Annotated in this window: 10 protein-coding genes; 7 read left to right on the top strand and 3 right to left on the bottom strand. The window is 71.1% G+C overall.

Annotation, left to right across the window (positions count from 1 at the left end; all coding sequences use genetic code 11):
* The first annotated feature begins 11 nt into the window (after positions 1–11).
* Positions 12–539 carry a hydrogenase maturation protease gene (locus tag ACFY3V_RS30795; protein WP_389778330.1) on the top strand — a complete coding sequence of 176 codons (528 nt, stop codon included), beginning with the start codon at positions 12–14 and terminating at the stop codon, positions 537–539.
* 6 nt (positions 540–545) lie between these two features.
* On the opposite strand, the gene mgtA is transcribed toward ACFY3V_RS30795, so the two are convergent.
* The 3 genes from mgtA to ACFY3V_RS30780 form a co-directional block, all read right to left on the bottom strand.
* Positions 546–3,224, bottom strand: coding sequence for a magnesium-translocating P-type ATPase (gene mgtA / locus ACFY3V_RS30790; protein ID WP_362900879.1), 2,679 nt, complete (start codon positions 3,222–3,224; stop codon positions 546–548).
* A 796-nt stretch (positions 3,225–4,020) separates the two neighbouring features.
* Positions 4,021–5,217: a hypothetical protein gene (locus ACFY3V_RS30785; RefSeq protein WP_389778327.1), complete on the bottom strand. Its 1,197-nt coding sequence runs from the start codon at positions 5,215–5,217 to the stop codon at positions 4,021–4,023.
* Between the two features lie 248 nt (positions 5,218–5,465).
* Entirely contained in the window at positions 5,466–6,761 is a 1,296-nt protein-coding gene (locus tag ACFY3V_RS30780; RefSeq protein WP_362900883.1) for a hypothetical protein, read from the bottom strand.
* A gap of 135 nt (positions 6,762–6,896) precedes the next feature.
* On the opposite strand from ACFY3V_RS30780, the gene ACFY3V_RS30775 reads away from it, so the two are divergent.
* The 6 genes from ACFY3V_RS30775 (at position 6,897) to ACFY3V_RS30750 (ending at position 11,985) form a co-directional block, all read left to right on the top strand.
* Positions 6,897–7,895, top strand: a complete 999-nt coding sequence (locus ACFY3V_RS30775) for an ABC transporter substrate-binding protein (protein ID WP_362900885.1) — start codon at positions 6,897–6,899, stop codon at positions 7,893–7,895.
* Complete coding sequence (locus ACFY3V_RS30770; protein WP_362900887.1) at positions 7,892–8,887, top strand: iron ABC transporter permease; 996 nt, start codon at positions 7,892–7,894, stop codon at positions 8,885–8,887. The genes ACFY3V_RS30775 and ACFY3V_RS30770 overlap by 4 nt, the downstream gene beginning before the upstream one ends.
* On the top strand, positions 8,884–9,969 hold the full coding sequence (locus tag ACFY3V_RS30765) for an iron ABC transporter permease (RefSeq protein WP_362900889.1): 1,086 nt from the start codon (positions 8,884–8,886) through the stop codon (positions 9,967–9,969). The genes ACFY3V_RS30770 and ACFY3V_RS30765 overlap by 4 nt, the downstream gene beginning before the upstream one ends.
* A 42-nt stretch (positions 9,970–10,011) precedes the next feature.
* The gene (locus tag ACFY3V_RS30760) at positions 10,012–10,899 is read left to right on the top strand and encodes an ABC transporter ATP-binding protein (protein ID WP_362900891.1); all 888 of its coding nucleotides are present in this window, start codon (positions 10,012–10,014) and stop codon (positions 10,897–10,899) included.
* Between the two features lie 43 nt (positions 10,900–10,942).
* A complete protein-coding gene (gene amiA, locus ACFY3V_RS30755) occupies positions 10,943–11,053 on the top strand; it encodes a streptamidine family RiPP (RefSeq protein ID WP_362900893.1) in 111 nt (36 codons plus the stop codon).
* Between the two features lie 83 nt (positions 11,054–11,136).
* Positions 11,137–11,985 carry a hypothetical protein gene (locus ACFY3V_RS30750; protein WP_362900895.1) on the top strand — a complete coding sequence of 283 codons (849 nt, stop codon included), beginning with the start codon at positions 11,137–11,139 and terminating at the stop codon, positions 11,983–11,985.
* The last annotated feature ends 13 nt before the right edge of the window (positions 11,986–11,998 follow it).

Here is an 11,998-nt window from a genome sequence, read left to right as displayed (position 1 = left end):
CGGGAGGACCCATGCGCAACCGCGTCGCCGCCACCGCCGATGTCGTCATCGTCGGGATCGGCAACGAGTTCCGGGGAGACGACGCCGCGGGGCTGTTGACGGCCCGGCTGCTGCGCGGCACGCTCCCGGCGCGGGTCACCGTGCTGGAGAACGCGGGCGACCCCGCCGAGCTGATCGAGGCGTGGACCGGCGCCCGGCTCGCGATCGTGATCGACACGGTGGTCTCCGGCGCGCCCCCGGGCACGACCGGCCGCCGTGCCCTCCTCGGCTCCGCGCCCCGCGCCCAAGGCGACCGCTGGACGCCGCCCGCCGTCCGGCACGGCAGTTCACACGCCCTGGGCATCGCCGACGCGCTCGCGCTCGGCCGTGTCCTCGGCCGCCTGCCTCGGGAGCTCGTGCTCCACACCGTCGAGGGCGCCGACTTCGGGCTCGGCGCCCCGGTGACGCCCGCCGTCGGGCTCGCCGTCGAACAGCTCGCCGAGACAGTGGCCAAGACGGTGGGCGAGCTCGTCCGCTCGGAGCCGGCACGGCCCCGTTGAACCGGATCACGGATGTTTCACGGACTCGGCGGACGCGACGGGCTCCGGGGTGCTGAACCGGCTCGCTCGGCGGTGGACGCGGTGACCGGGAGGGCGCGGGCGGGTGGGAGGTGCGGCGGGCACGGTGCGGTAGAACCACTGTTTGCCGAACTCGATGAGAACCAGATAGACGATCACCATGGCGGCCAGCGCGAGGAAGAACAGGGCGGGCAGGGGCTGGAAGCCGAGCGCGCCGGCGAACGGGGTGGACGGCAGCAGGGCACCGACACCGACGACGCCGAGGGCTGCCAGCAGCAGGGGCAGGCTGGGATGGCTGCGCAGGAACGGGACGCGGCGGGTACGGATGGCGAAGATCACCAAGGTCTGGGTGGCGAGGGACTCGACGAACCAGCCGCTGCGAAACAGCGGCGGCCCGGCGTGGAAGACCCCCAGCATGATGACGAAGGTCGCGACGTCGAACAGGGAACTGATCGGGCCGAAGAACAGCATGAAACGGCGGATCAGCCGGACGTTCCAGTGGGAGGGGCGGGCCAGCTGCTCAGGGTCGGCGTTGTCGGTGGGGATCGCGAGCTGGCTGCTGTCGTACAGGAGGTTGTTGAGCAGGATCTGCGAGGGCAGCATCGGCAGGAAGCCCAGCGTCAGCGAGGCGCCGGCGGCGCTGAACATGTTGCCGAAGTTGCTGGAGGTGCCCATCAGGACGTATTTCATGGTGTTGGCGAAGATCCGGCGCCCCTGCACGACGCCGTCGGCCAGGATGGCGAGCTCCTTTTCCAGCAGGATCACGTCGGCGGCGTCCTTGGCGACGTCGGTGGCCGAGTCGACCGAGATGCCCACGTCGGCGGCGTGCAGGGCGACGGCGTCGTTGACGCCGTCGCCGAGGAAGGCCACGTCCAGGCCGCTGCCGCGCTGCAGGCGCACGATGCGGGCCTTGTGTTCCGGGCTGACGCGGGCGAACACGGTGGTCTGGCCGATCAGCTCGGCCAGCCGGGGGTCGTCCGCGGCCTCGACGTCGGCTCCGGTGAGCACCCGCGCCGCGGGCAGGCCGAGGTCGGCGCAGAGTTTCGCGGCCACGGCGGGGTTGTCGCCGGTGAGGACCTTGACGGTGACGCCGAGTTCGGCCAGGCGGCGCAGCGCCTCGCGGGCGCCGTCCTTGGGCGGGTCGAGGAACACCAGCAGGCCGCGGAAGACCAGATCGCGCTCGTCGGCAGCCGTGATCGTGGCGGCGCCGGAGACCTCCGAGGCGGTCACGTCCGAAGTGGTCACGTCTCGGGTGGCGACGGCGACCACCCGGTTACCCGCGGCGAACTCGGCCTCCAGGGCCGCGGACGCCCGGGCGGGGACGTCGGCGCACCGGGCCAGGACGGCCTCCGGCGCGCCCTTGCTGATGATCAGGCGGTGGCCGTCGTCACGTTCGACCAGGACCGAGACCATCCGCCGCTCGTGGTCGAAGGGCAGCAGGGCGAGGCGCCGGTAGCGGCCCAGCCGCCCGTGCAGGGCGGCGGCTGGGGGTGAGTCCCACAGGGCGAGGTCCAGCGCGTTGCCGCCCACCGCCCGCTCCTGCCCGGCGCCCGGATCGACGGTGGCCTCGCCGCACAGCAGGCCGAGCTCCAGCGGTTCCTGCGCGGCCTGCCCGTTCGCGTCCAGGGCTCGTGTGAAGGTGATGCGGCCCTCGGTGAGGGTTCCCGTCTTGTCGGTGAAGAGCACCTCGACGTTGCCCAGGTCCTCGATGCACACCAGGCGCTTGACGAGCACCTTGTGCCGGGCGAGCCGCCGGCTGCCGGCGGCCAGACTGGTCGAGACGACGGCCGGGAGCAGTTGCGGGGAGATGCCCACCGCGATGGCCAGGGAGAACAGCAGCGCGTCGAAGATCGGCCGATGCAGGATCACGTTGACGATGAAGATCGTGGTGGTGAGCACGGCGGCGATGCGTACCAGCAGCAGCGAGAAGCGGCGCAGCCCGGTCTGGAACTCGGTCTCGGGGTGGCGTTCACCGAGTGCGAGCGCGATCCTGCCGAACTCGGCGCGGCCGCCGGTGGCCACCACGACGCCGACGCCCAGGCCCCCGTGCACGACGGTGCCCATCAGCGCGCCACAGGTCAGATCCGCCAGGGCCGTACCCGCGGCGACCGGCTCGGTCGCCTTGGCCACCGGCAGCGACTCCCCCGTCAGCGCCGACTCCTCGCACTCCAGGTCGCTCACCGACAGCAGTCGCAGGTCGGCCGGCACGATCTCGCCCAGCCGCAGTTCGACGACGTCGCCGGGAACCAGGGCGGTCACCGCCACCGTGCCGGGGCGGCCGTCGCGCCAGACCACGCAGCGATGCTCGATCTGGGAGTGCAGGGCCTCGGCGGCCCTCTCCGCGCGGTACTCGTTGACGAAGCCCAGCCCGACCGAGGCCGTGAGGATCACCCCGATGATCAGCGCGTCCTTCGGCTCGCCGAGAAAGGCGGAGGCGAGCGCGGTCACCGCCAGCAGGATCAGCAGCGGTGAGCGCAGCTGGCGGGCCAGCACCGCCGGCCACCGTGCCCGGTGCGAGCGCACGGCGTTGGGTCCCAGCGCCGCCAGCCGATCGCGCGCCCGCTCCGTCGTCAGTCCCTCGCGCCCGCTGCCCAGCCGGGCCAGCACCTCTTCGGCCGGCAGCGCCGCCGCGTCGGCGACGTCCAGCCGGGCCGTCGCAACCATCATCGGCTCCCTCCACCTCGCGCCCTGGTCCTGTTCAGATCCTGGGCGCTCGCGCCGCCGGCGCTACTACAACAACGTTTCGTTGTTGATTAAATGTCGTCGTTGCTACGGCGCACCAGCAGCCAGCGGCCGAACCCGGGCTCGACCTCCCATGGCAACGTGGCCGGCGCCCAGTCATACACCCCAGGTCCCTTGGCGCCGTCGCCAGCCGGAACACGCTTCCATGCTTAGCCGGGGCGTCGGCGACCAGGGTGTCGGCGCGCAGGTCGCCGCCCGGCCCCAGCCCGACGCTCTGGCTGCGCGGCACCGCTACCACGTACCCCATGCCGTGCCACTCGCAGAAGGTACGGAACCTGTAGTCACCGCCGCAGGCCTCATCGGCGATGATCCAGCCAGCAGGCACCCCGGCGACCAGGGCGCGCTCCAGCATGGCACGCGATGGCCGGTTTGATGGCGAAGGTGACCTCGTCCGGGGTGCTCGCGAGCAGGGATGGTGGGAGCAGTCTTGCCGGTCGTGAAGGCCACTCCCAGACTGGCGCCGACGGCGATACCGATGCCCATGGCCAGGTTGCCGAGTGCGACTCCCAGGGCGGCACCGACGGCGATGCCCATGAAGAGTCCTGTGGCGACCTGCTGCGGGATCTCACCACCGTATACCCCGAGCCGGCCACACTGGCTCGCCTTATCCGAGGGCGTCAACACCCGCGCGGTCCCGGACAAGGTGGGTCGCGAGACGGAACAGGCGGCCCCCGCCGAAGGGCTCGACGGCGGGCAGCGGGTTGCCCCGTGGCCTTTCTGATTACCGGCCGATCCTGTCAGGAATGTCCTGGCCAGGAACAACAACGGTGAGCGCGCCGCCACCGTTGAGCGAGGTCGGTGTGGTGATCGTGCCGACGACCCGGCCCAGGTCCGGAGAGATGACGGAGATCTTGCCGGTGCCGCCGCCGGTCACGTAGGCCAGCGCGCCGAACGGGTCGAGCGTGATGCGACGCATCTGGGCCTCCCACGGCGACTGTCCCACCGCTGGGCCACCCGGCAGGGAGGGTAGTCGCACCTGGGTGGTGACCTGGCCGGTCTTCACGTTGGTGAAGTACACCTGGTCGGCTGCGAGCTGGTGGAGGACGTATCCCGCGTACCGGTCGGACAAGGCGTGCCGGAACAAGAAGCCGTTTCCGAGCGCCGCGCTCGTGGTCGCACCGGTCTCGGGCATCACACTGAGGGCGTCGTTCCGCCAGTTCTGCCAGTCGTCGCCGGGCCTGTCGGAGGTATAGGTGATCAGCTTCTCACGGGTCACGCGGACGTAGCTGGCGCGGCCCGGCGTCGGCCAGGCGACGGTCCGTACCCGCTGAAGCTCGCCGTCGACGACCCGTGCGGTTTCCAGGCCGGCGTCCGTGGCGCCCAGTACCAGCCCGTTCGCGTGGGAGGCTTCGCCGTGCCCGTTCGCCCCGGTGGGCAGCGTGCTCGTGGGCTCCAGATGTGCTCCGGGATTGGCGATGATGTCGGCGATCGGGTAGGTCTCCAGTTCGCCGTCGCCGCGGTGGACCACCGTGTCGCCGCTGACCATGATGCCGGGGTGCGCGCTGTCGACCTCGATCGTGGACGACCGGTAGTTCTGCAGATCGACGACGGTCAGCAGGCCGTGGGCCTCCTCCTCGTGTTCCTCCTCGCCTTCCTCGTGGTCGTGTTCCCCTGCCGCCGCCACCACGGCGTAGCGGCCGCTCTCGTCCACGGCGAGGTGGGTGGCCTCGCCTTCGGGCAACTCGGCCGTACCAACGATCCTGGGCATGCCGCGGGTCTGTAGTGCGACCAGTTCGTGGTTCGCCTCGTCGACGAACAGCAGCCGTCCGTCTCGCAGCGGTTGCATGCCGGAGTGGTCGGCGAACCTGCGGCCGCTGATGGTGGTCAGCTTCCTGTTCGACGGGATCGCGTAGACATGCACGCTTCCGGCGGCCGCGTCCGCGACTACCAGCCTGGCCTCGATACTCTGCTCGGCCATAACGGGTTGGACCTGCAAGGAAAGTGCCAGTAGGGCCGCGGTCGCGGCGACGACAGTGCGGTGACGCATGAGACCTCCGAAGAAGGAAACACTGCTCATTGAATACGAAAATCATTATCATTAACCCTTTTGTCCATCAAGGGTTAGAGGTGATCGACGGTTCTTCCGATCGGGTACGCCTCCCCGGTGCCCCGCATCCCGACCGGGTCGGTCACGCCGCTTGAGTGGAAGCCGTACGGCAGCAACGCTCAGCGACCGACGGCGTCCCCCGGCGAGCCGTCGTCGGTCGCGATCAGAGCCATGTGGCCGCCTTCGTCGAAGGAGGTGGGCAGGTGGAGCGTGTGCAGTTCCGCACCGGCCGACAGGTCGATCAGGTGGATCTGCCCGTGGCCACCGCGGGTGACCGCAACCAGGGGAGCGGTCGGAGAGGCGGCGACGGCGCGGCGTTGCACGCCGTCCCAGGGGGTGCCACCCTTGCGGGGAGCGCCGTCCATCGGCGGTAGCGGGACGCGGGCGAGGACGGCGGGGTCGTCGGCGCCGACCACGATCAGCTCGTCCCCGTCCGGGTGTATGCGGGTGAAGACGACCCGATCGGCACAGAAGGCCAGCCGGAAGACCAGACCTGGACCGAGGGGCACCCGGCCGGTGGTCTCGTCGTCCAGGCGGTGCCACCACGCGTCGTTGGTCCACAGCGGCCACTCCCCCGGCTCCTCCGGTCCGCCGCGCACATTGCTCCACAGGGTCCGGCGTGCCGGATCCAGCCGCAGGTAATAACCCCGACCGCCGTGATGTCCAGGAACGTCCCAGGGCAATGGAGGCTCGGCGACCAGGCCGGCGTCGCTGAGGCGGGCGCGGTGCACACCACCGCCAGTCGCGGCAAACACCTGTCCGGTCGCCGGATCCGCGGCGTCTCCGTGTCCGTCGTCGGGCAGAGGGAGCCGGATGAGGGGTTCGACCTTGGGGCAGCCCGGAAGCGCGTCGAGGAGGTGGGAGAGCCGGTGGGCGTGTAACGCCCCGGGCATGCGATGCCGCAGCAGGACGAACAGGTCATCGGCAGCGGCAGGCTCTTGCGCGTTCGCCGGGGCGGCGCGGCCGGGGATTACCGTGACGCCCGGTTCACCGATGCGGGTCCGCACCCGTACCGCCCAGGGCCGGACGGCCTCCCCCGGACCGCCGCCCGTCCGCGGGTCCAGGTCGACGATGGTGAGGAGGTCGCTCCACGGTTCCCAGGAGCGGCCGCAGCCGCTCGTCACCACTACGAAGCGACCACCGGGATCGGCGGCCATGTGTTCGGCGGGAACAGCTACCGGCGCGCTGGCCACCACCGTCGGATCGCCGGTTCCGGCGGCGAAGGGGGCGAGGACGACCAGCTCGCCGGCGAGGTCGTCGACGAAGGCGACCCTTGCGTCCGCCAGGTGCAGGAATCCGGCGTGCTCGGCCGGATGGCGTCCGTGGAGCCGGGTCAGGACGCGGCCGGTGCGCGGCTCGATGACGTAGACGGCGCCGGCGACGTGGTCGGCCGCGACGAGTCGCAGGGATGTCACGGAATGCTCCAAGGGGGTCGAGTATGCAGAAGTAATGAAAACCATTATCATGTCGGGACATCGTGTGGAGGGGCACCCCTTGCCCGAACGGCCTCTCGACCGATTCGTCCCGTTCCCCCTCGCGAGAGAGAACCCATGAGCATGCCCCGCACCTACCGTCGCCTGTCACGGCGCGCCGTCGCGCTCGCCACCGCCGCCGTGCTGCTGGTCGGCTGCGGTGGAAACGCGAACAGCGGTCCCGCCTCCGGGGCCGGCACGGGAAGCGCCTTTGGCGACGCCGCGCAGCTTCCACCGGTTCAGCCGGTCGCCGACGCCACGAGCATCACAGATGTGCGGGGGAAGAAGGTCTCCGTGAAGCGCGTCCCGGAACGGGTCGTCTGCCTGTTGGCCCTGTGCGACGACATACTCACCGAGCTCGGCCTGGTACCGGCGGCTACCAACTCCGCGCTCCTCGCCCATCCGCAGTTCCTCGGCAAGGAGAAGGCACAGCAGATCCCTGTCATCCCGGGCGGTTTCATCAGCCCCGAGGTGGAGGCGATCCTGTCCCACAAGCCGGACCTGGTGATCGGCCTGGAGGACACGCACGGAAAACTGGCTCCCGCGCTGCAAGGCGCCACCACGTTCTGGGCCATGCAGCCGACGACGTGGCAGGACAGCGTCGCCTACCTGCGCGACCTGGCCGCGCTCACCCACCGCGGAGACGAGGCGGTCGCCGCCGAGCAACGCCTGCGAGACAAGCTGGCCCGAGCCGAGAAAGCCAAGAGCGACAAGACAGCACTGATCGTCTTCGGCAGCGACGAGAACTTCGGCGTGGCCACGCCGGGCGGAGACGTGGCGGCCGGGATGTTCCCGCGGATCTGTGACTATCCATGGGAAAACCGCGGCATCGAGGGCACCTACAGCCTGGAGGAGATCCTGGCACGCGAGGTCGACGTGCTCTTCGTGGAGACCATCGCGTTCGGCGCGCCAGAAGAGAAGCTGTCGGAGAAGATGGCCGACAACCCCCTGTGGTCGCAGATCCCGGCGGTCAAGAACGGCAAGGTGATCGAGGTCGACCCGGAGGTATGGGCCAAGGGCCGTGGCACCCGATCCCTCGGCGTGGTCTTGGACGAAGCCACGGCCCACCTGCGATGACGCGGACGGCCGTCCTGGCGACCGGGCTGCTGGCCGCCGCCGCGCTGTGCGCGCTCTGCCTCGGCACGCCCACCATCTCGCCGTCCCGGCTGGCCGGCGTGCTGAGCGGTGGGGTGGCGGACGGGTTGGTGGCACTGGTGGTGAGAGAGGTCAGACTGCCCCGGCTGCTGCTGGCGCTGGTCGCCGGCGGCTGCCTGGGGGCGGCCGGCCTCGTAATGCAAGAGGCACTGCGCAACCCGCTGGCCGTTCCCGAGATGCTCGGGGTGTCCTCGGGGGCGGCACTGGGCGTCGCCGCTCCGCTGGTGCTCGCGCTGTCCCTGCCCGGCTGGTCCTATCCGCTACTCGCGCTGGCGGGAGCCGGACTTGGCGGGGTCGCGACGCTGGTCGCCGCCGGCTTCGGCCGGAGCCCTTCGGCGGTGCTGCTGACCGGAGCCGCCGTGGCGGCTGCGCTCCAGTCCGCGCTGCTGGTGCTGATGGTGATGGCCGACCAGCTCGATCTTCAGGTGATCTTCCGCTACCTGCTGGGGAGCCTGTCCGGCCGTACCTGGGAAGCGTGGCACGGAATCTGGCCGTGGCTGCTGCTGGCCATTCCGCTCGTGGTGCTGTGCGCCCCGATGCTGTCGGTGCTGCGGCTCGGCGACGAGGACGCCGGCGCCCTGGGGCTGCGGGTCCGGCATGCCCGACTGGGGGCGCTGGCCGTCTCCGTGTTGCTCATCGCCCCCGTGGTGGCGGTGTGCGGCCCGGTCGCGTGGGTGGGTTTCCTCGCCCCGCATCTGGCGCGGCGGCTGCGTCCGGACGCCGACGTGGTGAGGTGGCTGCCCTGGGCGGTGGTGTGGGGCGCGGTGATCACGGTGTGGGCGGACCAAGCCGCGCGTCTGGTCTTCATGCCGGTGGAGACTCCTGTCGGAGCCTGGACGGCCCTGGTCGGGGTGCCCGCAGGAGTGGCACTGCTGCGCGGCATCCGTACTGAGCAGAGGGCGGGTGCCGGATGACGCTCGTGAAGCGGTCCTCGCGCACCGCCCTCACCACGCCCGGCGCGACACCCTCCTGCCGAGGACGGCGGCGCCGATCCGCGCTGATCCTCGGGGTACTGCTGCTCGCCGTGCCCCTGGCGGCCATGGCGGATCTGGCGGCGGGACGCGCGCTGACGGTGGTCGAACTGTGGCAGGCGCTGACAGGCGGCACGGTCGACCCGATCGCCGACCACCTGGTCTGGCAGGTCCGGCTGCCCAGGGTGCTGGTCGCGCTCGGAGCCGGGACCAGTCTCGGCCTCGCCGGGCTGATCCTGCAGGCGGCGTTGCGTAACCCGCTGGCGGCGCCGGAGGTCACCGGGGTCACCCCCGGCGCGGTGCTCGGCGCGGTCGCGGCGACGGGACTGGGTCTGGCCGACTGGACGTCACCGGCCGCGGTCATGATCGCCGCGGTCGTCGGTGGCTGCGGCGGCGCGGGCCTGCTGTGGCTGCTGACCGGCCGGGCGCGATCCGATCCCGCCGCCACGGCGGTGCAAGGCGTTCTCGTCTCGGCTGTCTTGGGCGGGCTGACGGCGGTGCTCCTGCTGGTGGTGCCGAGTGAACTGGGCAGCTTCGTGCAGTGGATGGTCGGGACCACGGAAGCCCGGACGTGGCAGCACTGGGTGCTGCTGTGGCCGTGGGCGCTGGGCTGGGGCCTCGTCGCCTGCCTGACCTCGGGCCCGCTGACGCTGCTGCGTTGCGGCGAGCAGGTGGCGGAGGCGGCCGGTCTGGCTCCGGCGCGGGCGCGCGGCTTCGCGCTCCTGTGTGCGGTGGCCCTCACCGCGGGCGCGGTGGCCTCGGTGGGAGCGCTCGGGTTCGTCGGACTGGTCGTGCCGCACGCGGCGCTTGCCCTGCTTGGAGCCGATCTGCGGCTCACGCTGCCGGGCGCGGCACTCACCGGCGCCGTCGCCGTCGCCGGTGCCGACGCGGCCGCCCAGTGGCTGTCCAGGGTGGTCACCGCCTGGGGAGCCGATCACGTCAACGTCCCGGTCGGCGCGGTGACCACCTGCGTGGGCGCGATGGTGCTGCTGTTCGTCGCCCGACGGCATGCCGTCGATCCGTGATCTCACGCCGGGATGTCCCCATGCGAACAAGGAGTGCAGACCGTGTCCGAACTGATCGACGATTCCGGCACCGCGACGACGACCCCGGCAGCAAATACGGAAGCGGATCCGGGCGCCGCCGTGCTGGACATCGATCGGGTGACCTTCGGTTATCCCGGCCGGCGCGTGCTCGACCAGGTCAGCCTGCGGGTCGGAGCCGGCGAGTTCGTCACCCTGGTCGGCCTCAACGGCTGCGGCAAGAGCACCCTGTTGCGACTCGCGGCGGGAGTGCTGCGTCCCGAGTCGGGACGGGTGTGGGTGGACGGCGCCGACATGGCACGGACTCCTCGCCGCGCCGCCGCCCGTAAGGTCGCCCTGCTGCACCAGTCAGCCCCCGCCGTACCGGGACTGACGGTACGGCAGTTAGTCCGGCAGGGCCGGTACGCCGTGCGGGGCCCGCTGGGGATGCTCCGCGTCGGCGACGACGCGGCGACCGTTCGCGCGATGCGGGACGTCGGTGTGCAGGAGTGGGCGGACCGGCCGGTGGAGACGCTGTCCGGCGGTGAGCGGCAGCGAGTACGGTTCGCCCTGGCCCTGGCCCAGGACACGCCCGTCCTCCTGCTGGACGAGCCGACCACCTATCTCGATCTGCGGCACCAGCTTGAAGTACTGCAACTGGTGGCCCGGTTGCGCGAGGAGCGGCGGTTGACCGTGCTGATGGTCCTGCACGACCTGGATCTCGCCGCCCGCTTCGCGGAGCGCTTGGTGGCGCTGCGGGACGGACACGTGGCGGCGGACGGGCCGCCGGACCGGGTGGTCACCTCTGAGCTGCTGCGGGATGTCTTCGGTATCGAAGGCAGGGTGGGCCGTGATCCCGAGCGCGGATGGCCAGTCTGTTATCCCGACCGATCCATCCCTGTTGATATTGATAATGGTTTTCACTATCATTAGTACTGATATCGACAGATATCGCAGTCAACAGTCAGGAGGAACCATGGAGCAGCAGGTCTTCACCCCGATCTCCGAACAGTCCCACCTCCCACACCTGTCCGCGACCCACTCCAACGCCCTCGTCGAGAACCCCTTCGACGACGACCAGGAGTAAACAGCACCGGCGGGCCCGTCCGGAGATGCTTTCGGGCGGGCCCGTCCCTGTCCCCAAGCAGCCCCGGCGCATGAGGAGGAAACGTGTCAAGGCCCCAACTCGCCCCCGGCGTCGAGATCGTCATCACCAGCGGGCAGCCACCTGCGGTCCGGGCTCCCGACGGAGAGTTCCTGCGCCTCAACGCCTCTCCCGAGGCCACGGCGGAGCTGCTGCGACTGCTCGGCCCGGCCACCGCGGCGACCGGCGGCAGCTCGGACCGGCCCGCGAGGCAGGAGGTCGAACGACTGCTGGGCGCCTTCACCGACGCCGGCTATCTCGACGCGCCGCCGTCGTGGCCTGCAGACCGCGCCGACGTCCTCGTACTTGGCGACGAACGGCTGACATCCCCGCTCACCGAGTTCCTGTCGGCAGAGGGGGCTCGGCCCCGTCCCGCTACCCCACGAGACGTCACGGCACTCGCCGGAGCATCGGCATCCGCCACATCCGACGTCGTCGCAGTGGTCTGGTGCCTTGACCGTCCCGCTCCTCCGGGACTGTGGGAGGACGCCGACCGGCTACCCGCGCAGGGCATCGCCTGGGCTCGCTGCCATCGTGAAGGCTGGCAAGCCTGGATCGAACCGATCGCCGCCGCCCCGGGCGACGTGCTCGCCGCCCACGTGGCCGCGCGCCGCCTTGCCGCCACCCCGGCCCATCACGAACTGGCCGCCTACTGGGCAGGCGACTCCGTCGGCGGCCCGCACCCGGTCACCGGAACCGCGGCTGCGGCCACCGTCGCCGCTCTCGTCGCCACCGACCTCGCCAGATGGGCCCGAGGAGAGCGCCTGCCCGATCGACGGCGCCTGCGCAAGGTCGACCTGCGGGATCTGCAGGCCACCGAGCACTGCGTGCTGCCCGTCCCACGCGTCGCCCCGATCGGGCCACGCCGCACATGACTCCCTCTTCCGG

The sequence above is a fragment of the Streptosporangium sp. NPDC000095 genome, from assembly GCF_042899335.1.
In the GTDB taxonomy this organism is placed as follows: domain Bacteria; phylum Actinomycetota; class Actinomycetes; order Streptosporangiales; family Streptosporangiaceae; genus Streptosporangium.
The sequence above is the reverse complement of the archived record's forward strand: the minus strand, read 5'-3'. Positions and strand labels throughout refer to the sequence as shown.